This window comes from Paenibacillus faecalis, assembly GCF_900289175.1.
Taxonomy (GTDB): Bacteria; Bacillota; Bacilli; order Paenibacillales; family Paenibacillaceae; genus Paenibacillus_AQ; species Paenibacillus_AQ faecalis.
On record NZ_LT985747.1, the window covers coordinates 452,489 to 478,818 of the forward strand.

General features: G+C 44.7%; 24 protein-coding genes and 1 riboswitch. Of the genes, 7 read left to right on the forward strand and 17 right to left on the reverse strand.

Going from position 1 to position 26,330, the window contains the following annotated elements; genetic code table 11:
- Nucleotides 1-9: 9 nt before the first annotated feature.
- Nucleotides 10-1,008: a 5-dehydro-2-deoxygluconokinase gene (gene iolC, locus C8268_RS02160; RefSeq protein WP_106766159.1), complete on the reverse strand. Its 999-nt coding sequence runs from the start codon at nucleotides 1,006-1,008 to the stop codon at nucleotides 10-12.
- Nucleotides 1,009-1,334: 326 nt separating this feature from the next.
- Here iolC and iolG point away from each other — a divergent pair, with 326 nt between their 5' ends.
- The 4 genes from iolG (at nucleotide 1,335) to C8268_RS02180 (ending at nucleotide 6,040) form a co-directional block, all read left to right on the forward strand.
- The gene (iolG, locus tag C8268_RS02165) at nucleotides 1,335-2,354 is read left to right on the forward strand and encodes an inositol 2-dehydrogenase (protein WP_106766160.1); all 1,020 of its coding nucleotides are present in this window, start codon (nucleotides 1,335-1,337) and stop codon (nucleotides 2,352-2,354) included.
- 75 nt (nucleotides 2,355-2,429) lie between these two features.
- Entirely contained in the window at nucleotides 2,430-3,233 is an 804-nt protein-coding gene (gene iolB / locus C8268_RS02170) for a 5-deoxy-glucuronate isomerase (protein WP_106766161.1), read from the forward strand.
- 169 nt (nucleotides 3,234-3,402) lie between these two features.
- On the forward strand, nucleotides 3,403-4,419 hold the full coding sequence (locus C8268_RS02175; protein WP_106766162.1) for a LacI family DNA-binding transcriptional regulator: 1,017 nt from the start codon (nucleotides 3,403-3,405) through the stop codon (nucleotides 4,417-4,419).
- A gap of 352 nt (nucleotides 4,420-4,771) precedes the next feature.
- Nucleotides 4,772-6,040 carry a transcriptional regulator gene (locus tag C8268_RS02180; RefSeq protein ID WP_106766163.1) on the forward strand — a complete coding sequence of 423 codons (1,269 nt, stop codon included), beginning with the start codon at nucleotides 4,772-4,774 and terminating at the stop codon, nucleotides 6,038-6,040.
- Nucleotides 6,041-6,200: 160 nt separating this feature from the next.
- Here C8268_RS02180 and C8268_RS23280 read toward each other — a convergent pair whose 3' ends face one another.
- The 7 genes from C8268_RS23280 to C8268_RS02205 all read right to left on the reverse strand — a co-directional run bounded on the left by C8268_RS23280 (nucleotide 6,201) and on the right by C8268_RS02205 (nucleotide 12,823).
- Nucleotides 6,201-6,326, reverse strand: a complete 126-nt coding sequence (locus tag C8268_RS23280; protein WP_272939314.1) for a hypothetical protein — start codon at nucleotides 6,324-6,326, stop codon at nucleotides 6,201-6,203.
- Between the two features lie 107 nt (nucleotides 6,327-6,433).
- Entirely contained in the window at nucleotides 6,434-7,315 is an 882-nt protein-coding gene (gene cas7c / locus C8268_RS02185; RefSeq protein ID WP_106766164.1) for a type I-C CRISPR-associated protein Cas7/Csd2, read from the reverse strand.
- Complete coding sequence (gene cas8c / locus C8268_RS02190; RefSeq protein ID WP_106766165.1) at nucleotides 7,305-9,152, reverse strand: type I-C CRISPR-associated protein Cas8c/Csd1; 1,848 nt, start codon at nucleotides 9,150-9,152, stop codon at nucleotides 7,305-7,307. The genes cas7c and cas8c overlap by 11 nt, the downstream gene beginning before the upstream one ends.
- On the reverse strand, nucleotides 9,149-9,826 hold the full coding sequence (cas5c, locus tag C8268_RS02195; RefSeq protein WP_106766166.1) for a type I-C CRISPR-associated protein Cas5c: 678 nt from the start codon (nucleotides 9,824-9,826) through the stop codon (nucleotides 9,149-9,151). The genes cas8c and cas5c overlap by 4 nt, the downstream gene beginning before the upstream one ends.
- Before the next feature lie 21 nt (nucleotides 9,827-9,847).
- Nucleotides 9,848-12,004, reverse strand: coding sequence for a CRISPR-associated helicase Cas3' (gene cas3, locus C8268_RS02200; RefSeq protein WP_158702654.1), 2,157 nt, complete (start codon nucleotides 12,002-12,004; stop codon nucleotides 9,848-9,850).
- Nucleotides 12,005-12,383: 379 nt separating this feature from the next.
- Complete coding sequence (locus C8268_RS23285) at nucleotides 12,384-12,506, reverse strand: hypothetical protein (protein WP_272939315.1); 123 nt, start codon at nucleotides 12,504-12,506, stop codon at nucleotides 12,384-12,386.
- Nucleotides 12,482-12,823, reverse strand: coding sequence for a hypothetical protein (locus C8268_RS02205; protein ID WP_106766168.1), 342 nt, complete (start codon nucleotides 12,821-12,823; stop codon nucleotides 12,482-12,484). The genes C8268_RS23285 and C8268_RS02205 overlap by 25 nt, the downstream gene beginning before the upstream one ends.
- A gap of 268 nt (nucleotides 12,824-13,091) precedes the next feature.
- Here C8268_RS02205 and C8268_RS02210 point away from each other — a divergent pair, with 268 nt between their 5' ends.
- Nucleotides 13,092-13,439, forward strand: a complete 348-nt coding sequence (locus C8268_RS02210; RefSeq protein WP_106766169.1) for a LytTR family transcriptional regulator DNA-binding domain-containing protein — start codon at nucleotides 13,092-13,094, stop codon at nucleotides 13,437-13,439.
- Between the two features lie 111 nt (nucleotides 13,440-13,550).
- On the opposite strand, the gene C8268_RS02215 is transcribed toward C8268_RS02210, so the two are convergent.
- Nucleotides 13,551-14,180: a YdcF family protein gene (locus tag C8268_RS02215; RefSeq protein WP_106766170.1), complete on the reverse strand. Its 630-nt coding sequence runs from the start codon at nucleotides 14,178-14,180 to the stop codon at nucleotides 13,551-13,553.
- Between the two features lie 177 nt (nucleotides 14,181-14,357).
- Here C8268_RS02215 and C8268_RS02220 point away from each other — a divergent pair, with 177 nt between their 5' ends.
- The gene (locus C8268_RS02220) at nucleotides 14,358-15,119 is read left to right on the forward strand and encodes a YwaF family protein (protein ID WP_106766171.1); all 762 of its coding nucleotides are present in this window, start codon (nucleotides 14,358-14,360) and stop codon (nucleotides 15,117-15,119) included.
- Nucleotides 15,120-15,186: 67 nt separating this feature from the next.
- Here C8268_RS02220 and C8268_RS02225 read toward each other — a convergent pair whose 3' ends face one another.
- From C8268_RS02225 to C8268_RS02260, 8 genes are all read right to left on the reverse strand, one after another.
- Nucleotides 15,187-16,176, reverse strand: coding sequence for an aldose 1-epimerase (locus C8268_RS02225; RefSeq protein ID WP_106766172.1), 990 nt, complete (start codon nucleotides 16,174-16,176; stop codon nucleotides 15,187-15,189).
- Nucleotides 16,177-16,302: 126 nt separating this feature from the next.
- Nucleotides 16,303-17,979: a glycerol-3-phosphate dehydrogenase/oxidase gene (locus C8268_RS02230; protein ID WP_106766173.1), complete on the reverse strand. Its 1,677-nt coding sequence runs from the start codon at nucleotides 17,977-17,979 to the stop codon at nucleotides 16,303-16,305.
- Nucleotides 17,980-18,139: 160 nt separating this feature from the next.
- Nucleotides 18,140-19,630: a glycerol kinase GlpK gene (gene glpK / locus C8268_RS02235; RefSeq protein ID WP_106766174.1), complete on the reverse strand. Its 1,491-nt coding sequence runs from the start codon at nucleotides 19,628-19,630 to the stop codon at nucleotides 18,140-18,142.
- A 155-nt stretch (nucleotides 19,631-19,785) separates the two neighbouring features.
- A complete protein-coding gene (locus tag C8268_RS02240; protein WP_106766175.1) occupies nucleotides 19,786-21,210 on the reverse strand; it encodes an NAD-dependent succinate-semialdehyde dehydrogenase in 1,425 nt (474 codons plus the stop codon).
- A 224-nt stretch (nucleotides 21,211-21,434) separates the two neighbouring features.
- Nucleotides 21,435-22,400 (reverse strand): siderophore ABC transporter substrate-binding protein, encoded by a 966-nt coding sequence (locus C8268_RS02245; RefSeq protein WP_106766176.1) that lies wholly within the window; start codon nucleotides 22,398-22,400, stop codon nucleotides 21,435-21,437.
- Nucleotides 22,401-22,561: 161 nt separating this feature from the next.
- The gene (locus C8268_RS02250; RefSeq protein WP_106766177.1) at nucleotides 22,562-23,320 is read right to left on the reverse strand and encodes an iron ABC transporter ATP-binding protein; all 759 of its coding nucleotides are present in this window, start codon (nucleotides 23,318-23,320) and stop codon (nucleotides 22,562-22,564) included.
- Complete coding sequence (locus C8268_RS02255; RefSeq protein WP_106766178.1) at nucleotides 23,317-24,261, reverse strand: iron chelate uptake ABC transporter family permease subunit; 945 nt, start codon at nucleotides 24,259-24,261, stop codon at nucleotides 23,317-23,319. The genes C8268_RS02250 and C8268_RS02255 overlap by 4 nt, the downstream gene beginning before the upstream one ends.
- The gene (locus C8268_RS02260) at nucleotides 24,251-25,204 is read right to left on the reverse strand and encodes an ABC transporter permease (RefSeq protein ID WP_106766179.1); all 954 of its coding nucleotides are present in this window, start codon (nucleotides 25,202-25,204) and stop codon (nucleotides 24,251-24,253) included. Before C8268_RS02260 ends, C8268_RS02255 begins: the two co-directional genes overlap by 11 nt.
- 313 nt (nucleotides 25,205-25,517) lie before the next feature.
- Nucleotides 25,518-25,617: riboswitch (TPP riboswitch) on the forward strand.
- Nucleotides 25,618-25,698: 81 nt separating this feature from the next.
- Between C8268_RS02260 and C8268_RS02265 the strand changes: the two genes are divergently transcribed.
- Nucleotides 25,699-26,304, forward strand: coding sequence for a YkoF family thiamine/hydroxymethylpyrimidine-binding protein (locus C8268_RS02265; protein WP_199794798.1), 606 nt, complete (start codon nucleotides 25,699-25,701; stop codon nucleotides 26,302-26,304).
- The last annotated feature ends 26 nt before the right edge of the window (nucleotides 26,305-26,330 follow it).

Sequence of the window (26,330 nt, forward strand, 5' to 3'; positions counted from 1 at the left end):
TCATATTCGTTATAGCTGAATTCGTTCGGTTGACTTGATAAAGGTTCGCAGTTCTTCAGCTGTAGGCATCGCTTCCGAGGAGCTGTGACGTGAAATTACAATGGCGGCAGAAGCACTTCCATAGTCCATCGCTGTAGCCACATCATATCCCTGCATCAATGCATAGATCATAGCCGAAGCGTAGGAATCTCCTGCCCCGAACGTCTTAAGTACTTTTGTTTTAAAAATGCCGCCTTTAAACGACTGTCCTTCCTTCGTATATGCAATCGAGCCATCGCCGCCATGTTTAATAATAACGACCTTCGCATGATGATCGAACCATGTCTGAGCCGTTCGTCTGTCATCTGCCTGCTGGCCATCAAACGCTTCCATCATATCGAACTCTTCACGCGTTCCGATGATGAAGTCGCAGTGCTGTGCTGCAAGCTTATAGTAAACCGCTGTTTCCGATGGAGTCTTCCATGTATACGGCCGGTAATCCAGATCGAAAAACACGAACACGCCGTGCTTGCGGGCATAAGATAGTGCGACAAACACCGCTTCACGAGATGGGCTTGCAGCTAATGCAGTCCCGGATATCAACAGCGCCTTCGCCTTTCTGATATAATCCTCGGACACTTCTTCAGGACGAAGCAACAGGTCGGCAACATTGTCACGATACATCAAAATACTGCAATCCTCAGGGCTTTTAATTTCCGTGAACGTTAATCCTGTTACTGCTCCAGTATCATCTACAGCCAGTTGCGTCACATCGATACCCTGCTCTACTAAGTATTGCTTAATGAATCTCCCCATTTGATCATCCGCAATTTTGCCAATGAACCCGGTTTTCAATCCCAAACGCGCTGCCCCGATCGCGATATTGGCCGGAGATCCTCCTACATATTTCGTGAATGTCCGCGTCTGTTCCATCGGACGATTGATTTCATTGGCGTTCAAATCAATGCACAATCGGCCCAAAGATATAAAATCGAGCGGTCGCTCAGCCGGAAATGGAATCGTACTCATGTCAAACTCGCACCTCTTTTGTTTAGCCGCGTCATAACGCGTCATAATATTAAACGATTCGAGTTAAGCGCTTAACTTAATGCCCATTATAAACACACAATTTTGCCAATGTAAACGCTTTTTCACAAAGCTGTTTAAGTTCTTTTTTTCACAATATTGGATTGCTACATTTATAAAAGAATAGCCTTAGGGCAAGGTACACATACGACACGCACTAAGTTCTTTAATTCACAACTTGAAAAATAAAATACTGTCCATTATGATGTTTATGAGTTAAGCGCTTTCCCTAAAACAATCATTCTATGACAGAGAAAGCAGGAGATATTATGTTGCAAGTAGGTATCATTGGCGCCGGACGAATCGGCAAGCTTCATGCTGAACATATTCAACGCAGTTCGATGGCACGCGTCCGTGCCGTATCTGATGTCAATTTGCAGGGCTTGGATACTTGGGCATCGAGCCTTCAGATTCCGATCGTAACCGACAACTATCAAGACTTGTTAAACGACCCCGTTATTAAAGCCATTTTCATCTGCTCGCCAACAAGCACACATGCAGTCATCATTCAGGAAGCAGCACGTGCGGGCAAGCATATTTTTTGTGAGAAGCCTGTGAGCTTCACAGTTGAAACTACAGAGTTGGCACTGCAAGCTGTACGTGAAGGAAATGTGATCCTGCAAGTCGGCTTCAATCGCCGCTTCGATCATAATTACAGGAAGGTACGAGACACTGTGCAAGGCGGGATCATCGGTGAGCCGCATCTTTTACGAATCACCTCGCGTGATCCAGAACCACCTCCAGCGGAGTATGTGGCGAAATCAGGCGGTCTGTTCATGGATATGATGATCCATGATTTTGATATGGCTCGCTATGTTATGCAGAGTGAAGTTGTGGAGGTGTATGCGCAAGGGGCGAACTTGATCGATCCGAAAATCGGTGAGCTGAACGATGTAGATACCGCTGTCGTTATGCTTACTTTTGCAAACGGCGCGATCGGTATTATCGAAAACAGCCGAAAAGCCGTTTACGGCTACGATCAACGAATTGAGGCATTTGGCTCCAAGGGCTGCATCTCCACAGAGAATGATCGTCCTTCTACCGCGGTCATATCAACAAGTGACGGAGTGTTGATGGATAAACCGTTTCATTTTTTCCTGGAGCGCTACCAACAGGCGTATGTGAAAGAAATTGAGGATTTTTTCCGTTCGATTCAAGGAGAACTCCCAATCGTATGCAGCGGTAATGACGGTCTGCAGGCGGAACGGCTCGCACAAGCAGCGAAGGAATCCCTTCTTACAGGACTTCCTGTGAAGCTTAACCACGTGTCTGTGTTAGAGGCTATCTAACTCAGGAAGATGATCCAAGATGTGATCGTGCATAAATAATCGATTATGGACGTTTAAAAGAAGGAGGACAATCCAATGTCTAAGCTTATCGTCTCCCCCCATACTCGCAATGCGGAAGGGAATATTATATGTGTCACACCGGAGAGTGCAGGCTGGAAATATGTCGGATTTGAGGTGTACTCCCTAAAGTCCGGTGAAACTCTGCAGCGAAAAACGAATGACCAGGAAGTTTGTCTTGTTCTTCTTAGCGGAAAAGCCAATGTCAGCACACAAGAAAAACAATTCGGAGTGATTGGACAGCGAATGAGTGTCTTTGAACGCATTCCTCCGTATTCTGTATATGTCCCTAATGATGATCAATATACAATTACAGCAGAAACGGATTTGGAGCTCGCTGTATGCGCCGCACCAGGGCGCGGTACATATCCGGCTCGTGTGATCCATCCGAAGGAGGTTGGTGTGGAGACACGCGGTTCGGACAGTATGGAGCGTCATATTCACAACATTTTGCCTGAACAGAATGCCGCCGACAGCCTGCTCGTCGTGGAAGTCTATACACCGGGTGGACATTGGTCCAGTTACCCGCCGCATAAACATGATCAAGATAATCTGCCCCATGAATCCTATTTGGAAGAAACCTATTACCATGAAGTCAATCCGGTTCAAGGGTTCATCCTGCAGCGGGTATACAACGATGATCGCTCACTTAATGAGACGCTTGTCGTGCCTAACCGTCATGTCGTGCTCGTCCCAGAAGGCTATCATCCCGTATCTGCACCCCCGGGATATGATTCATATTATTTGAATGTCATGGCAGGACCCAAACGAACATGGAAGTTTCATAACGATCCTGATCATGAATGGTTGTTCCCTCGATAAGTATATTTGAACGTTTGCCTGCTTTATGTTAGCAAATATGATATAAGGGAGAATGGGTATAGTCCATTCTTCCTTTGTTGTTTATAATAGAGTTTACAAGTCAAAAGTCGTGCATGTTCAGTTAACACAGCAATTTTACTGTGTTTTAATGTTATTTAAGGAGAAAGTTATGAAATCAACAATATACGATGTAGCTAAAGCAGCAGGCGTTTCAATCGCAACGGTATCCAAAGTTGTCAACCAAACCGGAAATATAAGTGAAAAAACACGCAAACGTGTGCTCCGCATTATGGAAGAGCTGCAATATCAGCCCAGCGTAGTCGCTTCCGCGCTGACAGGAAAAAAAACTTCTACTTTCGGCCTTCTTCTATCCAATATCGCTAACCCATTTTTTGCAGAGGCAGCACGGTTCCTTGAAGATGAGGCACGGGCAGCGGGCTACAGCATCGTAATGTGCAGTACTGACAATGAGGACGAACGAAGCGTAAATTATCTTTCCCTCTTGCAGCGCAAGCAGGTCGATGGCATGATCATAGCGTGTCATTTTACGGACTGGTCATTGCTCCATCCATACTTGGCAACGGAGACGCCCGTTATACTCTTCTCAAAAGATGTTCCATCTTTAAATGTACATACCGTCACGGTAGATGATCATCAAGGCGGTTATCAGGCAATCGAGTACCTCATTGCCAAAGGTCACAGGCAGATTGGGATTGTCGCTGAAACAGGTCCGAGCGGTGAGCACCGGATTCGCGGTGGACAGCAAGCGATGAAAGAAGCAGGCATATCGTGGCGTTCGGAATGGATTACCAACGTTCAGTCCTCTATTCAAGACGGGTACAATGGAGCGCGTCATATGCTGGAGCATTCCGAGCGGCCAAGCGCAATTTTTGCCTGTAACGATATGCTTGCTGTCGGTGTACTGCAAGCGGCGCAGGATCTGGGACTTCAAGTACCTGACGATCTTTCGATCATCGGATTTGATGATACGCTGCTGTCGCAAATCGTACAGCCGCGGCTCACAACGATTTCGCAGCCTATTTCCGATATGGCACATCATACGATCCAGCTGTTATTACGTCATGCAAATACACCCGATATATCCAAGCAGAAAGTTATTTTTCAACCCAAACTAATGGAAGGCCGTTCGACGCAATCCGTTACACCTGCATCAAATATGGATTGATCCATGCCGCATATAAAGCTATATATGAATATCTTAAGAGTAAAAGCTGAGGGCTGAAGATTTTTCGGCCTTCTCATCCATCCCTCGTGATGTTTCCCCCTCTTTCAGTACCACGCATTTTGATAGTTTTGCAGCGGATCGTCTTAGTAGGTTCGCTTCTTCCGAAAACTTGTTTAGCAAGTGAATTCATTGCTTTCATCTCCTCTTACTTCTCTATAGATCGCCATCATAGCTTCTTGTAACAACAATTTATCCAAATTTATGAGGTTAATTGACAAGTGTTCGAATTTCGATATATTATAAGCAATGCCAAATTATGGGCGTTCGAAACAAAGATTGGAGGTTGTCTGAATTGAACCATACAAGCACGATACAATCAGAATTGAACAAGTATTTAGAGACTAACGGGATATCCATTAATCAACTATCGAGATTATCTACTGTGAATTCGGGGACACTAAGCGCACTTATTAATGGAGAGCGTCTTACTTCCATCACGCAATTTGATCTCATCATATCTGCGATGGGTCTTCCAGAAGGAAGTTTATATAGGGAATTTATGGATGCCTGCTTCAAGCACACAGTCACCTGGCGACGGATAGGGCCTTTCCTGAGACGTTGTGCTGAACTACGCAAACTAGATATCGTTGAAGAAGTGGTTCAAACGCTGTTGGAGAATCTTGCGTACTCGCCGATGCTGTTTGAACTGGCTGAGGAATTGTTCGCTGAAGGGGATAGAGAAGCAACAGCAATTATTTATAAAAATGTTGCCGAAGCTGAAAAATATCAGCATTCAGAGCGTCTAGCTCTTTGCCATTATCGCTTGTTTAATTTGTCATTGGGTAATGATTTAGATGCCAACTTTAAGGCGGCAATCATTTTTGAATGTTATGTAGACCGGCTGGACTCCGAATATCAGTTAGGCGGTTTACTGGAACTAGCTCATGTTTATGGCGCCTTGCATCGTTGGGATAAAGTCGAGGAATTAGCTCAGGAGTTGCATAGAATAGCAACAATCGAGTACGAAATGCAATCCAATCTTAAGAGAGGAGGTGAAAATCGAAAATCGAAGCACCCTGTCTACACGTATATCCTATACTCCCACCTTCTGAGATCAGTAGCCTACGAAGAACGTGGACTATATGATAAAGCTTTGTATTATACTTCGTTATATGAAGATACAGATTGGATTCGGGAAAAGAACGAGGAATCCGAGCGAATTAGTTCGCAGTTTAAAGAATGGGCTACAGCTAACAGGTACCTTTATCAATTACTTTCTGGTGATCTCCATGTGCTGGATGAATACGTCAACTTTGTTTCTTCTAAAGAGGATCAAATTCCGGCTGTTTTGTTTAAAATCGTACTGGCTTCTAATCTATATAATTTTAACATTGACGGTATACTTGAACGATTCGCTGCATATGTCCCTTTTAAAATGACAAGTAAAAACAAAATTGATGAATACAATAAACCAATCGTGTACGAACAATCTGTTCGATTTCTAATTGAACTCGGTAAGTACTATATACGTAATGATTTACAAGGGGGGATAGAATACATATTAAAAGGGTTGGAGTTATCAGTTAAAATGCATTGTAAAAGAGGTATTATTAAACGATAAAAAGAGCCTGTGCAGGCTTTTTTTGTCTGATTCGTTATTTTTAATTGTCTCTAAGCCAAGGCTTTAATATTTAATAAGCTGCAAATAACATCATCACAATTCCTATCGAATCAACTAAATTCTTTACTGTACATGTACCTCTTTCAATAGAGTAGACACATTAAATTGAGAAAATCATGATGAAAAACGTCTCCGTTTGTTCATTTAAAATAACGATATTTTCACCATCGCGCTTAATACAGGATTGTGGAGAGGTGACATATAACACATTGAGCAGCTTTCTCATGATTTATCCTCCCCATTGTTCTTCTTCATGAAGCAGTTGGTTAAGTATAAGAAACGAAGGGAACCGCCCGGCGTATAAGCACGTTCCCTCGTCATTGAATACGTCATTTATTTCTCGATAATGGTGATGCCCTCAGGGAGTGTTTCTCGTTCAATCGATACTTGATAGTCCTTATAGGAGCGAGCAGGCCGATCATGTACCTTCTGTACGGTAATCCGATCGAACAATTGGTGCGCAGGAGCTTGTCCGAGTCCTGATTGATGCTCAAATATAACGAGCTTGCGTAAAGTCATCTCACCTCTTGATGCCGAGCGATCGTGCTCGAACATATTCACAATTGCATCCCATAACAATTGTAAATCTTCTTCTGTAAAATTAGTCTTGTCTGCAAGGTGAGCAGATACGAAGCCGTTCATTCGATATAGCCCATAAGGAACAACATGCTTACGGCCCATTTCCCGATCCTTCTCTTGGCCTTCTTGCGTCACTGCTTGTCTTGTAATTGTTACTTCACTAGCGAATATCGGATCAATGCTACGAGCAAATGTAAACTGTACAGGTCCCCTAACTTGACCGCAGTTTACCTTCGTTGACATGACCGCACCAAACGTACGAACGTCAAAGAAATTGTCGCTCATCCACTGAGTCAACTCGCGTGCCTCCGCTTTATCCTTCGGTTCCAGCTTGGCAGCCTTCGCCCCATCCTCCCCACGCAATGCATAATAGGCTTGACGATGCTGTTCATTCAGCACAGCACCCTCTGTTACATAGATGCCATAGCCTGGAGCGCCTTGCTTTACAATTTCAATATAATTGCGAATCTTTCGTTTCAGGCATACGTCGGTTACAATGCCATGACCGGTTTCGGCATCCATCCGCGGCAAATTCCCTGCATCCGGATCACCGTTCGGATTACCATTCGTTACATCGAATAGTATCGTAAAATCGTACCGCTTCGTAATCGGCTGATGCGTTCTCTCATTCTTCATTTTTCTTCTCTCCTTTTTTGAACATAGACTGTTTCTGATGATAGTATCCCAGCATGAAAACACCTTGTTGCTGCAAATTCAGATGACTAGGCAGTTGATCTATGCCCGCCATAATATTTTGAATCTCGCGATCCCGAAAGGAACCGTAATCCGACTTGGACATATGATGCTGCGCCAGCTTCAATAGTACAGGGAACACATTGCCTGGAGTTCCCGCTGCAGAAGCAAAATACCGATCTTTAATCGTACTGTTCAACTTGTTATAGCCGCCGGCGGCGTCGGTTTGCGCTTTCTCCAATACGGCAAACAATCTGCCCAGCCGGTACGGAACGTCTTGTGTGGCCGAATTTAATTCCACGGTGACAACCTCCTCCAATGATAGGTTTTTATGAATTCGCGCATATCGCGCTAAATAAGCCTTAATTATGGCTGCTCTTATTGGATTGATTTCGCCTTCCACTTTAATTCGATTCAATACTGCAGTGAATAGTGGATAAGGATAAAGCGTTCCCTCCATAATCGAGCGGAACAGATGACCACCAAGCGAAGGTGGAATAGATTTCCAGACATCTTTGGCATCTTTGCGCACCGTTTCTAACAGAATACGAGTGACCGTTGGAAATAAATCCTGAGCTGCTGGCAGCCTTGCAATCGCCAAATCTTGCACATGCTTGCTAAACTGCTCCATAAGCTTCGTCATATTGCCTTGCCAAAAGAAACGAATACCTATTCTGGCATTGTTCGGAGATAAACCCAGCACGTAAAACGGTGCATTCAGCGCATCCGTCATAGTAGTCGTCAGCTCGTCTCCATTGCGAACCCGGAGCCATATATCATGAAGCAACTGATCTTGCTCCTTGTTCTCTCCCTCTTCCGTGGGAAGATCAACGAAGAATGATTTGAAGAAGTCCTCCTTTTCCTCCTGTATCTCGTCTTGACCATTCCCTTGTTCGCGAGTCCCACTCCAATACACAATCGTCATATCACCCATATTGGTCAAACGATTCCGTTCCGATGCTAATAGTTGATTTAATGCTGTCGTATAGCCAAATACAGCTTCGTCACTAGTCGGTGCGTTAAAGCTTTTTTCCTTGCCATAGGATTCAAATGCCGAAATATTGAACGAGACAAGTGACGCCCCACTTGATTGTGCGTTCTTAACGCCCTTTATTTTCATTTCATGAATACGGGCAAGCGGTCGTTCTTCTGCTCCCGTTATTATGCATTGTCCTACCTTATCAGCCTGCAAAGACTCCTTTTCTTTGTTCCGAATCCAGTTTTGGCGGATACATTCACGATCATGCACATAATGATGGTGACCCTTTAGCTTGAAAATGGCTACCTGATTCGTCGTTTTATCCAATATCTCCACCATTTGCGCGACTATCTGATGCTCTCTAGCGTGTTCAGGATCCCAACGCTCATAGAATCGGATAACCGCTTGCGACTCTTCATCATGTATTGGTGTCAAACCCTCTAGATGCAACTGTTTGCTGCTCTTAAATTTTTCAATCGCATCTGCCCATTGCTTCTCCCGCTTCTTGCCGGATAATTTGTCATCCGGTGTCACATAGCCTATGAGATATTCAAGCTTGTCACAGAGGAAAAACGGCTTAATTCCGCTAGACTTGGCTCCTTGTTCCGGAACATTCATCTTGACGGGGACGAGCCTCTTGCCCTTCTGCTCTCGGATATCCAAGATACGGCTCAAGGATCCGTCCAATTCGATCTCCAATACGAAGGCCACATCGGCCATACTAAAGAAGCGTTTGCTAATGCCAGAGCCAGGATCTTGCGACAGATCTATGTACCGTTGATACAGCGCTTGCAGAATCACCCTTGCTTCCCTCCCTTCTTCAGGAGATCAGGAACTTCAATGATGCCTTGACGCATGACAGGCCGGAAGAAGATAGGTTCCATCTCACGGCTGTAGTCTATATCCCAGAGCATCCAGCCAAGATCGATATCTGGGGAATCACGGTAGAATGATTCCGATATTGCTTCATCGTGCTCCACATATGCAAAGTGAGCGTCGAATTCACGACAGCCCAAATAAGGCCGATGGAAGCATTGCCCCTTTCTGGCCCGGCGAATAAACATGTTATAATGCTTCTCGGCAGTGTCCGTCTCCCCCGCATGGGCAGTTAACTCAAAATGTGCTTCAATAAGATACGACGGCTTACGCAGCATCATCGTCATCCGTTGCTCTCGCTCCTTCATAGTGATGACTTGCAGTTTCATCGGCTTCTTGCCCTTTATGGCGGACTTAATCGTATTTGCAGATATTTTGGATCCTAGCTCATTGCGCCGGATCGTGTCGAATCGAATCTCGTTCAGCACATGAATCTGATCCACCACCCACCTAATAGCAGGTTTCCAATGAACTGATTCTAAGATGCCTCGCGCCGCAGAAGGCGTAATCACATCATAGCTGACTCGTTCCGCTTTCATTTCCGGACGAGTAAAGCACGCGTACTCGCCCCATACCAGCAATCGAACTCCATATCCCATGGGTCTCCCCCTTTCCAATGCTTATATAATGAGACTTTCCAGCTTATGATGCTCGTCCGAGTAAGGAAGAAGGCCCAAATCGTCTTTATACCAATTGCTCACATTCGTTAATGCAAACACGCCTTTCCGTATTTCCTCGATCTCCCGAGCTTGTGCATAAGCAAGAAATTCTTCGCGGTATAACTGAACGGTATAAGGTTGAAGCTTCCTCATCGGCCGCCTTAAATAAAGGGCTGTCTTCAACTCATCTAAGCCTTTCAGAGCCTCCTCATCTATTGGAACTATGATCGTTTCCATATCGGTATCGATCAGTTTAAATAGTTGATTAATCTCTTTAAAAGGAAAGCTCATGGCTTTGGCATGTTCATTTAACCGTCCTAAAATATTTTCCTTATCTGTTCGATCTATGGATGTGGACGTCTGATAGAAGTACAGCTCTTTGAAATAGGCTTTTACGGCTTCTATCGATAAGCTTTGATTCTGATACTGCTGCAAAATCGTTTGCGTCACGGAGCCTGTTAGGCGGAACCAGCCTGGCGGCAACCCTTGCTCCAACTCGAATACATAAACTTCGCCTCTTAGCAGCTTTCCATTGCGATTGCAGCGTCCCGCAGCTTGTGCGATGGAATCGAGTCCAGCCAGTTCCCGGTAGACAATAGGCAAATCGATATCAACACCCGCTTCGATCAATTGCGTACTAATAACGCAGCAGCGTAAGCCTGCATCCAACCGCTCACGAATTTCTGCCAACACTTCCATCCGATGCTTCGCACACATGCGTGCACTCAAATGGTAGATGTGCGATTCGTCATCCATCTCATCCGAACGAAGTTGTTGATAAAGCTCACGCGCTATCTTTCTTGTATTAACGATACACAGTACCTGGTCGTGTTGTTCAAGCTTACTTGCGAGCCGCGTTATCGTTTGCTGTTCTAGTTGATGGATACAGGTACGTTGAAACTGTTGATAACGAAGCGGAACGTCTTGCACTACTTCATGAATCTGTACCGACTTCGGGAACAGCTGGCCGATTTCAGGTTGTGTTCCTGTACAGAACAGTGCTGTCACCCGATAATTCCGTGTCAATTCCTCCATCGTATATAAGGACGGTTTAAAGAAATGACCGTTCATCATTTGCGCCTCGTCAAAAATAACGATACTGTTCGCGATATGATGCAGCTTTCTCGCTTTCGATCGCTTATTGGAGAAGAGCGACTCAAAAAACTGAACATTCGTCGTCACAATGATTGGCGCATCCCAATTCTCTTCTGCTAATTGCATCTTCTGATTCAACGTACGAACGAGATCATCTTCCCCATCTTGATTCACGTCCCGTTGAATGTTGGAATGATGCTCTAACACGGTCTCAGAACCTAATATGCTGCGGAAAATAGCCGCGTTCTGTTCAATAATGGAGGTATATGGGATTACGTAGATGATTCTTGATAGTCCGTAGCGCTTAGCATGACGCAAGGCGAACCCGAGCGAAGCCAATGTTTTCCCGCTCCCCGTCGGCATATTCAGCGTATATAGTCCCTGGGGACCCTCGGCTGCCTGCAAACATTCATGCAACAGCTCGCTACGATAACGTTCAATATCGGTCTTCGGCTCATTAAATTGAGCCATATGTTCATAGTATCGTTCCAGCATAGAATCGACATTCATAGGCATGCTTCGCAGTTCGGACTGGTCCCTATTGCAGAAACGCTCCGTATCTAATGAATCCGCATCCACTAGACATGAGTACAGCATACGTATGAACAGAGAGAATTGCATGCCAGGATGCAGCCCTGGAGCAAGCGGCACCCGCTGCGGCTTCCCTGGAGGAGTAATTTCCTGATAAGCATTCTGATAATCTTCAATGTCTCTGCTTAGTCTTCGAACCAAACAGGATTCCGAACCAGCCTCTGTCCCTCCATCCGGCAACCCTGAGTGATGCCCAGCGATAATGTATGCTGGAATTATTCCAATTCGATTGCCCCAATGCTCTATGATTGCTTGAGCACCGGCTGTCGCATGATCCACTTGCTCTGGATTGCCGTTCAACCTTCGTTGGAACTTGTCCGAATATTTCCCAAGGTCATGGAACAGACCAATCGCATGTCCCCACTCTCCTGCTCCAAATACATTGGCAAACTGTTCCGTACGCTCGGCAACAGCCAGCAAATGTTCTTGCAATCGTTGCCACCTTTGCTTATTCTCGTCTTCTGTCCGGTGAGCATAATACAAGTACTGATCCGCTCCCTTCATATTACTGATTTATCGGCCATACAGTTCTATCCATTGTACTAGGCCGTATTTCCTATATTCTAGTAACGATTCGATATTAAACCAGAACTTCCCTCTTTATTCTGTATGAATATTGTGAATATTGTGTAAAATATGCCGATTCGCCATGCGCCATCGTTTATGCTCTTGCGTAAGGAGCGACCGCTAGATATCTATTACACGATAGACCTATCGACGTTTCAATCCTGTAGGATTAGACGTGTCCAAGGAAAGATTTCTGTAACTGTAGCTAACCCAAAAGGCGCTCGGTATTTAGGTTCAAGTCCTCTTAGCGAATATGCTCCAGAAACATCGTCGCCAGCTGGGCGTTGGCGATGGCGCTGATGCGGCAGGTCTGGCTTGTTTCTTCATACACGATCCGTTCGATCACCATCTGCGGCGGCGTATGCATGTATCCATCATAGACGGATGAACCGCCAGGATCAGCTGAATCCACATCGCATACGGACTGTCCATGACGGCCATGAACGCTTTCATGACCGGCTCGACTTCGAGTTCATCTTCTTTTTGAATGAGCAGGCCTGCCTTGAGCAGGTTTTGCTTGCACTCCTCCAACTGTGCTTCCATTTCATCGATCAGATAGCCGCGATACGGATCGGTGGAGCCATCGATACCGTGGCTTTCGAGCATGTACATCAGAAAAAACAGCTCACGGTGTCCGATGAGCCGGATCATTTCATCATGGGTATTTAATGCCGCTTCGGTCATACTGCACCTCCATATCTTCCGCATTTTTCCTTGTAAAAATAATTTGTCACGCCAACTTGGGCTTTGTCAAAGCCACCTTGAAACTACGGTTTTTTCATGGAACAGGCGACTTTCTTGCCAAACAGATCGATGTTTAACCTCGTTGTTTTCCTGAATTCATCGTGTCTCTTTTGCCTGCAGATCTAAATTTCCCTTTAAAGCATTCGGAAAATATGATAAGATGAAAGCGTTATCAATTTAAGTGATAATTAAATAAGGGGGAGTCAGAATGATGAGTTACGCACCAGAATCCAGAAACCTATACGAGGACTTCGTGGTGGAAACGGACATTCTGTTCTTTAAAACCGGGTCCCACGGGTTGGTCAGCTTTCACGGCAGAAATTATAATATAAAGAAAAGAATGACTGCCGAACAAATCACATCTCTTTTGTCTGGAAAACAATTCTTTAATGTTGGCGGAAACTGCTACGTTAATGTAGACAAAGTTTCAGAAGTCGAGCATGGAATTGTTTTTTTTGGCGAAAGGGCGCCATCTTCAAAAATTCTTCGAATTCCGAGAAGAAAACAAGAGCCGCTCAAACGGCTCATGGCAGGAAGAAAACAGCCGATTACCTGATCCCGGCCAAGAGAAATATCCAAGACCATATATAATGGAGATATTTCTTGATCCAAAGAGTAAACGCCTTCGTCCTTTATACAGGTCGAAGGCGTTTTTATAATCTCTGAATTATCGAAACGGCGACACTGCCTGATACCCGATATAAAAGAACATTTCCCTCAGTAAAAACGGCAACTTGGTTTTCCAGCTCTTATAAGCACTGTTAACGGCAGGTGAAGGGTAAGCCCTCATTTCCAAATCCTCTGCCATCAGCATTGCCCGTCTCATATGAAGCGGATCGCTGACGATCAAAAAGGAACTGATCCCTGCCTGCTCCGCTATGATTTTAGCATTGTACAAGTTTTCCTCAGTTATGGTAGAGGTTGTCTCAATAAGAATATCCTCAGAGTTCACGCCGTTCGAAATGGCATATTTCTGTGCGGCTTCCGCCTCGCTGATCTCCCCTTCACTTCCGCTACCTCCTGTAAAAATCAGCTTCTCCACACTTCCGGCATCATATAACATAAGTGCATGATCAATTCTTCCTTTCAATACAGGCGAGGGCTTTCCCTCCGTAACCGCAGCTCCAAGTACAATAGCCGCTTCAGCTTGGGCAGGGCCTGTCTGTTGTCCATAAGACCATATAACATAAGCTGTATAAAGCACATATAAGAACAACAGGATCAGCAGTATAAGAAGAAAATGCAGCGTTCTTCTTTTTTTGACTGTTTTATTCACATGCTTTGGATCGCTGACCATAAACTCCTCCTTTCGCAATTATTTTACATGGAGCCCATCAGGATAGCCATAGAAAAAGCCCTTAATATGCCTGCTAACAAATTTTATTTTTTCACATTTCTTATCTATCCATGGTAAACTTCTATACAAACGTAAAGTTCAGGGAAATCCAGTATCCGCATCCAGGGAGGGCTATCCATCACTCTATCATTTGATCCTAATTATCCCCATGTTTTTAAAGCTTTCTCAACAGAGCATTGGATTGTGCTTGGATTGTTGCTTGTACTCATCCTATCTCTATTCATGGGCCGCAAAATCATAGCATCCACCCCCGCCCTTCGGCGTTCTATAAAATGGACCCTTGTCACAGCCCTGCTGATTCCTGAAATATGCCTTCAAATATGGTATGTCTCAACTGGCATTTGGGATCGCACTACATCGCTTCCGCTGGAACTGTGCAGCCTGACGATGCTGTTCTCTGCTGTAATGCTTATGACAAACAGCCGGAAATTGTATCCTCTGATGTACTTTGCCGGCATAGGAGGTGCCCTTCAGGCCGTCCTTACACCAAGCCTTGATTTTCCGTTTCCGCATCTCCGATTTTTCCATTTCTTTGTGTCCCATGTCGCGATCATCCTCGCACCTTTATACATGACGTGGATTCAAAAATACCGCCCAAGCTGGAAATCCATCGGCTGGACGATGCTGTTTCTGAATATGGCTGCACTTGTGGTCGGGCTTATCAATCTTGCCTTAAACTCAAACTACATGTTTCTAATGAGGAAGCCGAACACTCCATCGCTGCTGGATCTGCTTGGCCCGCACCCCTTCTATATTTTTGCCGAGGAACTGATCGCGCTTTTGTTGTTCATCATCATGTTCTCTCTGTTTTTTGCCATACCGGATCATTTCAAGAAAATCCGAAAGAAGCGCAAGCACCTGCATGAAACATCTTTTTAATCAAAAAACGTATGGAAGCTCCCGGCAGCAGCTCGGAATTCCATACGTTTTTCTTCATCTAAAGCCTTTATTTCACATAAAGGCGTGATGTCTCTTCCCATATTTCACCCGGGGCAAGACTGAACAATCCAATCTCCTCTGCCGGAAGGTCCACGTTCGGCGCGTTAACCAGATTTATCTGAGGCTCCGGGCAGAAAAACTGCTTCCCAGCTTCGTTGTTCCAAATCATCCACTGTTTATAAGAAGTACCTACATCATAAACCAGTGTCTTTCCGAGTTTGGTGTCTGTCAGCTCCATGCGGTTACGTCCATTTTGCGGCGCTGCGGTATAATGGTTATCCATTTCATCAAAATATGGACTGATCCCTTCCCCTCGCAGCTGCTCCTCTTCTGCCGTCAATGTTTGATATTTGCCAGTTGGAAGCATCCGCTCATTCATCTCCCAGCGCTGACCGATCGTAAATTTCACCTTACAATCATCCGAAGTACTTCCCTCGGCAAACGGTGCATTCACCGCCGTATGAAATGCCAGAAGACAAGGCATCGGTGTATCCCCGTTATTGCGAATAATTACATGCTGTGATAGTCCGTCAGCACTTAAAGCATAACGCAGCTGAAAAGTGAATTTATGCGGCAGCATCTTAAACACAGAGTGTGTTTCATCAATTGTAACGCTTACTGTGACATAGCTTTCTAACTGGGTCGTTCCGAACTCTTCAACAGTCCAAGGAATCGTATGTAAAAAGCCGTGCAGGTGATTACCTGTGGCCTCTTCATTTACCGGAAATTGATACGTCTGACCGTTCCATGGAAATTTTCCATCTTCATAACGATTTGGCGGGAACAGCACAGGAATGCCGTGAACCCCCGGATTATCCTTAAATTGTTGCATCTCTGTCTCAGCAGGCTCCCGCAGAAAACGGTAACCGCTTTCTTTATCACGAAAAGCGACCAAATTCCCTCCAATTTCCGGCAGCATCACAGCCTCATATCGACCGAACTGCAGCCAGACAGCCTTCTCTCCCTGATAGGACCCTTCAAACGCTTTTTTATTCATCGGTAATCTCTCCTCTCGTTGTCACTTCTATAGATTACCATACCCTATACCCCGGTCAACATTCGATAAATCACATGAAACCCACCCAAAAAATGAACCGAGGATGGGCTCCACGAAATCAAAAACTTATTCGGATTCAGCCGGTCTGGTCGCTTCTGTAATTTCTTTTTCCAACTCCCCTGCAAACGTCTCTTTCTGCTCTTCGCTCCACCCCAACACTGAAGCCATATATTGAATTACCGGCTCCTTCCACTTTAATGTCCACTCGATGTTAAACAACAAAGAACCGGTGCGCCGGATAAAGAAATCCACAGGTTTAACCGCCATTTCATGATGAATTGCATAAATTAGCGGAACAATGACCGACATAGGGAGAGCATGTTCAGTTTCTGCACTATCAAGCTCTTTCGCCAATTGAAACAGCTTTTCAACGTTTGAGCCGTACATTCTTGCCCAGCTTTCGGCAAGCTTGGGGTCAAGCCCTTGGCTCACACCTTGCTGAGTCTTTTCACGAATAAATGCCGGGAAATTGGCAGAGCCCCCTACCTTGCCGCCAGAGATCGGGAGATTTTTCGTTTGACATGATCCATACACCTGACCGCTCTCTTCCTGAATCCGCTTTGCCACTACATTGACGACCGTATCCGCCATTTTTCTATAGCCAGTCAGCTTTCCTCCGGCAATGGTAATCAGGCCGGTTGGCGATTCCCATATCTCATCTTTACGGGAAATTTCAGACGGGTCCTTGCCCTCTTCCAAAATAAGCGGCCGAACTCCGGCCCAAGCCGACTCCACGTCCTCTTCACTCACCTTGACAGTTGGAAACATATAATTCACCGCATTTAAAATGTAATCCCGGTCCTGCACAGTCATAAAGGGATGCCCGGGGTCATTTTCATATATCGTATCGGTTGTTCCCACATAGGCTTTGCCATCTCTCGGAATGGCGAAAACCATCCGTCCATCTGGTGTATCAAAATATACAGCCTGCCTTAGCGGAAATTTGGATTGGTCGATGACAAGATGTACCCCTTTGGTTAGCTGAAGTGTTTTTCCTTCTTTAGAGTTATCCATTTCACGGACCCGATCCACCCATGGTCCGGTTGCATTTACGATTTTACGACCGGATGCCGAGTAAACCGTACCGCTTAGCATATCCTTCACCGTAACCCCGGAAACCTGCTTATTGGCATTATAATTTAATGATTCCACTTTAGCATAATTGATCAATTCAGCGCCATGAGCCGCTGCCTCTTTGAGAACTTCCAACGTCAACCTTGCATCATCCGTCCGATATTCGACATAATAGCCGCCCCCTTTAAGCCCCTCTTTTTTCAACAATGGCTCCTTGCTTAAAGTTTCGGCTGCAGACAACATCGTACGCCGCTCGCTCTTCTTAACCCCTGCCAAGAAATCATATACCTTCAATCCGATCGAGGTGCTGAATTTCCCGAACGTTCCTCCTTCGTGGAACGGAAGAAGCATCCATTCCGGCGTCGTAACATGTGGCCCGTTCTCATATACCACAGCCCGCTCCTTCCCAACTTCAGCTACCATGCCTACCTCAAACTGTTTCAAGTAGCGCAAACCTCCGTGGACAAGTTTGGTTGAACGGCTGCTCGTTCCAGCCGCAAAATCCTGCATTTCTACAAGCAGAACACTCATCCCGCGAGTCACTGCATCCAGTGCAATGCCTGCACCGGTAATCCCTCCGCCAATAATAATCAAATCATAGGTACTTTCCGTTATATTTTCCCATTTCCGTTTACGATCCATACTTGAAAAAGATTTTGGCTGATTCATAATGTAGGCCCTCCCCTGATTGACTGTTATTATTAATGAAAACAAAAAGAGAGACCACGAAACACGCGGAAATAACCTGCTACATGAGCAGCATCCGCGATAAGTGGTCTCTCCTAATCTCCAGACAATTATTAACTTATAAATTATTATATCAAAAATTTTAATGAAATGCCATAGCTGCATAAACAGCTTTTTTCCAACCATTGTAAAGCTGCTCTCTTGTCTTTTCGCTCATGCTTGGGTCAAATCTTCGCTCTACGCTCCATTTGCTGTTAATCTCGTCTTGATCCTTCCAGTAACCTACAGCCAGCCCCGCAAGATAAGCAGCACCAAGCGCCGTTGTTTCACTAATAACAGGCCGCTCTACCGGTACGTTCAATATATCACTTTGAAATTCCATAATAAATGTATTGGCTACCGCGCCGCCATCGACCCGCAGCGTTTCAATTTTTATTCCAGAATCCTCTTCCATCGCTGAAAGCACATCTCTCGTTTGATATGCAAGCGATTCCAAGGTCGCCCGGATGAAATGCTCTTTGGTTGTTCCTCTTGTCAATCCGAACACCGCTCCCCGCATTTCACTGTTCCAATAAGGGCTTCCAAGTCCAACAAAGGCAGGTACCACGTATACACCTTCTGTGGACTCAACTCGTCTGGCATACGGCTCGCTGTCCTTCGCTTCCCGGAACATACGCAGTCCATCTCGAAGCCACTGAATGGCCGATCCGGCTACGAAAACACTGCCTTCAAGCGCATACTGTACTTTTCCATCCAATCCCCAGGCAATGGTCGTAATCAGACCATGCTCGGATGTAACCGGCTTATCCCCAGTATTCATCAGCATAAAGCTTCCAGTACCATATGTTGTTTTGACCATACCTTCTTTAAAGCAAGTTTGGCCGAACAATGCGGCTTGCTGGTCGCCAGCTGCACCAGCTATCGGCACTTCACGCCCGAAGAAATGATAGGCTGCTGTCTGAGCATATACCTCGGAGGACGGTCTGACTTCTGGAAGCATAGCTTTGGGAATGTCCAATATGTCAAGAAGTTCATCGTCCCACTTCAATTCATGAATGTTGTACAGCATCGTGCGGGATGCATTGGAATAATCCGTTACATGTGCCTGACCGCCGGATAACTTCCAAATAAGCCAGGTATCGATCGTTCCAAAGAGAAGTTCACCTCTCTTTGCACGGTCCCGCGCCCCCTCAACATGGTCAAGAATCCATTTGATCTTCGTTCCTGAAAAATACGGGTCAACCAACAATCCGGTTTTATCACGTACTTTTTGATCATGACCATCTGCAATGAGCTGCTCACAGATATCGGCTGTTTGACGTGATTGCCATACGATAGCATGGTAAACAGGAACACCCGTTTTACGGTCCCATACAACAGCAGTTTCACGCTGATTGGTTATGCCAATCCCGGCAATCTGTTCGGTTTTGACTCCGGCTTCAGATAGACAGGTTGCAATAACAGCCAAGATGGAGCCCCATATTTCATTTGCATTTTGCTCAACCCATCCGGGTTTAGGAAAATACTGTGGAAACTCTTTCTGAGCCGAGTAAACCATGTTTCCTTCCTGATTAAACAATATTGCTCGTGAACTGGTCGTGCCTTGATCCAGCGCCAAAATATACTGCTCCATTCTTTATTCCCCCTTTTGCAAATCGTCACATAAAAGATTAAAGTTTATTGTAAGCGATGTCAAATATGTCATTGCAAATTTCTTAATATTATATTAAGCAAGGGGATCAAAGAGTTATCTTTTTTGAAGGAACTGCTTTATCATCCAAAAATCGGTTATAAACCAAGCGAAATGTACTTCGTTTCCAGAAATTCCTCGATTCCGTAATGGCCTCCCTCTCGTCCAAGTCCGCTTTCCTTAAAGCCGCCAAACGGCGCTTGTGCCGTGGATGGAAGAGGATCATTGATGCCAACTATGCCATATTCCAACGCTTCAGCGATCTGTACAGCTTCTCCCAGTTGCTCGGTATACACATAAGCTGCAAGTCCATATGGACTGTTATTGGCACGCTCAATCGCCTCTTCGATCGTAGAGAATGATGCAACAGGAGCAACCGGCCCAAAGGTTTCCTCGTTCATACATAACATGTCATCGGTTGCGTTCATGATAATCGTCGGAGGAACATACTGACCATGACCTTCGGCAAGATCTTCATTTCCAGATAAAATAACGCCACCCTTCTCCACCGCATCTTTAATATGCCTTCTCACCTTCTCTGCTGCCTTCGTGTTGATCAGCGGTCCTATGTCTGTTCCTTCTTCCATGCCATTGCCAACCCGCAGCTTCTTGGCCCGTTCCGCTACTTTGTCGGCAAATACGGATGCGATGGAATGTTCTGCATATATACGGTTGGTACATACACATGTTTGTCCTGCATTCCGGAATTTCGATAAAATAACCCCTTCAGCTGCTTTGTCCAAGTCTGCCTTCGATGTAACGATAAACGGAGCATGTCCCCCCAGCTCCAATGACAGCTTCTTAACTTGACCGGAAGCCCCTGCCATCAACTTCTTCCCCACAGCTGTTGAACCCGTAAACGACAGCTTTCTAACCCGGCTGTCCTGCTGCCAAACCTCAGCAATCTCGCTTGCTTCACCTATGACAACATTAATCACTCCAGTAGGGATTCCTGCTTGCTCTGCAAGTTCCGCGAGTTTAAGCGCAGTGTATGGCGTCTCCTCTGATGGCTTAATGACCATTGTACAACCGGCAGCCAGCGCCGGCGCAGCTTTTCGAGTGATCATCGAAGCCGGAAAATTCCAAGGTGTAATGGCTGCAACGACACCAACCGGCTGTTTCTTTACAAAAATTCGTTTACTTGGAGAAGAAGACGGTATCGTTTCACCATAGATACGCTTGCCTTCTTCTGCATACCAGCCGATAAAACTGTTGGCATAATGGATCTCCCCGACTGCTTCTTTTAACGGCTTCCCTTGTTCAAGGGTTAGAATTTTTGCCAGCTCATCGGTATGTTCGGCAATTCTCTCATACCAGTTTCGCAGCAAGCATCCTCGCTCCTCAGCTGTTAATCCCGACCAATCCGAAAATGCGTTAAAAGCTGCGTCTACCGCCATAGCGGCTTCCTTCTGCCCACCTTTTGACACCGTCCCAAGCTTTTCTCCTGTAGCCGGATTGACTACATCCAACTGTTCCGAAGCGGTAACCCACTGTCCACCAATATACATTTGGTTAGGATACATAAAATAAACCTCCCCTTTTCTCCTCAATCTCATTATCTTCTAAATAGTAACCTACTTTGAAAGTTGCAAAACGGCATCTGGATTCTTTAAAACAAAAAGAAAATCGTTCTTTCGTAAAATAGCAGTGCCAGACCCCATTTACGAAAGGAACGATTTCTCTATACATCGAATATAACAACATAACTTGCTAATGGACTTAATTTGCTCGAAATTGTCTGCTTAAGTTACTTCACACCAGCACTTACTTCTTTAACCATCTCTGCTACAGATGTCAGTCCACCGCCGGAAAGATACCAATAGTTTGGATCAAGGTAAACGATGTTCCCTTCCTTGTAAGCGTTCGTTGTCTTCACAAGCTCGTTCTCAACCACATCTTTGGCTCCTGAAGCTTCGTCGCCTGAACTTACAGCAGCGCCACGGTCAACAACGAACAGGTAGTCAGGATTTTGCTCCACAATATATTCACTGGAAATATCCTTTCCGTGTGTACTGACCTCGATCCCAGGATCAACAGCTGTAAATCCGAACACGTCATGCAAAATTCCGAAGCGGGAACCAGGACCATATGCACTGATTTTACCTTCATTTGCAAGTATAATCAAAGCGTTCTTTCCAGTTGCTTTAACTTTATCATTCAGCGCTTTAATGTCTTCATCGATCGCTGCCAGCTCTTCTTCAATTTGACTTTCCTTCCCGAAAATCTGACCCAGCGTGTTCATGTTTTCCTTGAAAGATTCCATATATCTGGATGTATCGACCCCTAGATAAATCGTCGGTGCAATTTCAGAAAGCTCTTGATAAGCATCACGTTGTCTGCCTGAGATAATAATAAGATCAGGGCTGATTTCATTGATTTTTTCAAAATCTGGCTCTTTCAAGCTGCCTACATTTTCATACTTCGCATCGGCGTATTTAGACAGGTAAGGAGGCACGTTCTTTTGCGGAACCCCTGTTACTTCAATGCCAAGCTTATCCAATGAATCCAATATACCAAAATCGAATACGACCAGCTTTTGAGGATTTTTCGGAACTGGCGTTTCTCCAAGCTCATGCTTGATCGTCAATTTTTCTGCTGAAGCCTCTCCATCGTTACCGGTGGAAGCCGAACCTGCCTGCTTTTCATCCGCGCCGCACGCAGCAAGAACCAGTGTTAGCAAAGATACCATCAACAACGTTAATACTTTCTTCATTTCTTAACACCCCTGTTTTTAATAAGATTTGAAATATAAATATTTGAAAATAAGGTTAAAATTTACCATAATGAGGCCGTAAGAGGTCCTTCCGCTTTAATCAAGCAGACCTCTTTATATAGTATGGGTTCATTTTTCATCAATTTTACTTGCCCTTGTACTTAAGCGTAGTAAACACAAACCTTGTTATCGTTGATTTCTTCAATTTCGATATCCATGTCATAAATGCTTCTGAGCACATTGCTCTGAATGACCTTGTCTGTCTGGCCTTCATTTTCAATTTTTCCATCTTTCAGAGCAACAATGTAATCCGAATAGAAAGATGCAAAGTTGATATCATGAATGACGATGATAATGGTTTTATCCAAATCCGTCACGAGTTTTCTTAAAATTTTCATAATTTGGACAGAGTGCTTCATATCCAGGTTATTGAGCGGTTCGTCAAGCAAAATATAATCCGTATTCTGGGCGATGACCATGGCAATGTAAGCACGCTGAGTCTGACCTCCGCTGAGCTGATGCAAATATTTATCCTGCATGTCTTCCAGCTCCATATAGCGAATAGCATCATCAATATATTTCTTATCCTCATCCGTCAATCTGCCCTGAGAGTAAGGGAAACGCCCGAAAGATACCAATTCTCTGACCGTCAAACGAAGACTGATATGATTCGACTGCTTCAGAATCGAAATCTTCTTGGCAAGGTCGCCGCTCTTCCATTGGCTCACTTCCTTGCCTTCAATCATAATCTCACCGCTGTCTTTTGTAATAAGCCTGCTGATCATAGACAGAAGACTACTCTTACCGGCTCCGTTCGGTCCGATAAATGAGGTAATCTTGCCTTTAGGTATTGAAACGGATACATTGTCTATGACTTTTTTGCCGCCATATGCTTTAGAAACGTTAGTAACCTGGATCATGATTTACTCTCCTTTAATAGCAAATATATGAAATAGATGCCGCCGATAAAGTTAATGATGACGCTCAGCGTTGTTGAGAACGTGAATATCCGTTCTACAATGAACTGACCTCCAACCAGTGCGATGATACTGATTAGAATCGAACCAGTAATCAGGTAGGAATGACGATAAGTTCTCATAAACTCGTAGGCCACGTTTACGACCAGAAGTCCCAAGAATGTGATTGGGCCAACAAGCGCTGTTGCTACCGAAATCAGAACGGCCACGATAATAAGCATTCTTTTGACAACAAAATCATAATTCACACCTAAGTTGATCGCATGCTCACGTCCAAGCGCGAGCACATTGAGATATTTGAAATACTTAGCGAAATATATTAACGTAATCGCCACCACAATGAAAGAGATGAGCAAGAGCTCCGTCTTCACATTGTTGAAACTGGCGAACATTTTGTCTGAAACATACTGAAATTCATTCGGATCGATTAACACTTCCATAAAGGAAGATAGGCTGGAGAACAATGAACCAAAAATCATTCCGATTAACAGAAGAAAATAGATGTTATTGCCTTCCCTGCGAAACAATATCCTGTACAGAACTCCCGAGAAAAGTATCATCCCGCCGACATTGATCAAGAAGTTAACATTTCCCAGCTCATACAGTGTAAAAGAACCGAAAGCAAACACTACAAATGTCTGTATTAAAACGTAAAGTGAATCGAGCCCCATGACGCTTGGCGTCAGAATCCGGTTATTGGTGATGGTTTGAAACACCGTGGTTGACAGCGCAATCGAGCCGCCTGTTAAAACAATCGCCAACACCTTCTTGATTCTTCTCGGCAGCGCGTAGTCCCAACTGCCTCCGAGATCAACAAACAGGAAGAGGCCGATCAGGATGAGTGCCACCACGGCCAGCAGACCGGTTTTGGCTTTATAAGTCATATGCCTTTCTCCTCATCAGTAAGTAAATGAATATACCGCTTCCGATCACACCCACGGTTAAGCTAATCGGAATTTCATAAGGATAAATAATGATCCGGCCGATAATGTCGCAGAAGAGTACAAAGACGGCCCCGAGCAATGCGGTATGCGAAAGGCTTTTTTTCAAATGATCCCCCAGGTAAAGGCTCACAATGTTCGGGACAATAAGCCCCAGGAACGGTATCATCCCTACAGTCAGAACGACTGATGCTGTCACCATAGCTACAATGATCAACCCGGTATTCACCACGCTCCGATAACGAAGTCCCAAATTCGTTGCGAACTCTTCCCCCATGCCCGCCACCGTAAATTTATTAGCGAACAGGTATGCTAGAATGACCAGAGGAACACTTATGTACATCAATTCATACTGCCCCTTGATAATCATCGAAAAGTCGCCCTGTAGCCAGGCGGACATATTCTGAATCAAATCATATTTATAGGCAAAAAATGTAGCAATCGAGCTGATGATATTCCCGAACATCAATCCAACTAACGGAATAAATACCGCATCCTTGAATTTGATCTTGTCGAGAATCTTCATAAATAACAGCGTACCTGCAAAAGCAAACAGAAATGCAACCAGCATCTTGATCAGAGGGCCTGAATTCGAAAATACAAGCATAGCCGCCAGAATGCCCAGTCTTGCGGAATCCATCGTACCAGCCGTAGTCGGTGACACGAATTTATTACGGCTAAGCTGCTGCATGATCAAGCCGCAAATACTCATGCTGACTCCCGCCAAAATCAAACTGATCAATCTCGGTATACGGCTGACTAACATAATATGCTGTTGTTGCTCCGTCATTCGAAACAGGTCAAGCGGTGAGATGTCCTTTACTCCTATAAATAAGGAGATGATCGATAACACCACAACTGCTGCGATCAAGTATCTTTTCTTCATGGCACTTCCTTCTATGCGGTATGCAGTTCCGGTATGTACCGGCGGCATTGATCTCATTCTCAATGAGATTGATTATCAATTACGATCTAAAGTGAATTATATCATCACATTCTCAACCCGACAAGTATAATTGAGAATCAAAATCAATTAAATTTTTTGCAACCCACCTTTTTGTTCATCATTTGTTCATATTTTTCACTTTTTCTTCATGATAGCTCACTTGCTTTTTCTAAACTTTTTTCTGAGTTATACTCTGAGTTATACGTTATATATTGATTTATACCAGTCATGACAAGTACAATAGCCTTGTAACAAGCCAAGCTAGGGGTGCCTCGTGCTGAGAGACGAAAAATCGTCAACCCTTATGACCCGATCTAGATCATACTAGCGTGGGGAAGTGGAGCTTTATGTTTATTTGTCTATGAACATAAAACTGCACTTCTTCACAGGAGTGCAGTTTTTTTATTTCTAAAATGTATGGAGGTTATGCGATCATGAATAATTCAGTATGTGGAACAAGTCGGATTGTAGGTTGTACTTTCTCTGTATCCCCGATGACCGATCAATTCGTTCAAGTCATTACAGAAGCATTGACGTCTGTAAACACGGACAAAGTTTGGATGCATACCGATGATTTATGTACTTGCGTTCGAGGCAAGGCTGAACATGTATTTGATGTGACACGCGCTATTTTTGCTCATACTGCTGCCACGGGTGTGCATACGGTATTTAATGGGACATTCTCTATCGGATGTCCAGGCGATAGCAAAGATGATGCATACATGTCGGAAGATGATAAACCGATGAATGAGAACCTTGGAAGCTCCGCCAATATGGAGACAGCCTCCCATTTCTCCCTCTATCCACTGGGCTCAGAAAATTATATGGACATCATATATAAAGAGATTGAACGAGCAAAAACAAAAGGGACGTTAACAGAAGGCATCCACTATGCCAGTCGGCTGGACGGTACATTGCAAGAAGTGTTCCATACACTGGAGGACGCTTTTATGAATGCAATCCAATCCAGCCAAAAGCATCTCGTCATGACAGCTGTAGTATCAGCGAACAGTCCTTCGCCAAAAGCAAAAAATAAATAGCCTTCATATATTAATGAAAACAATCA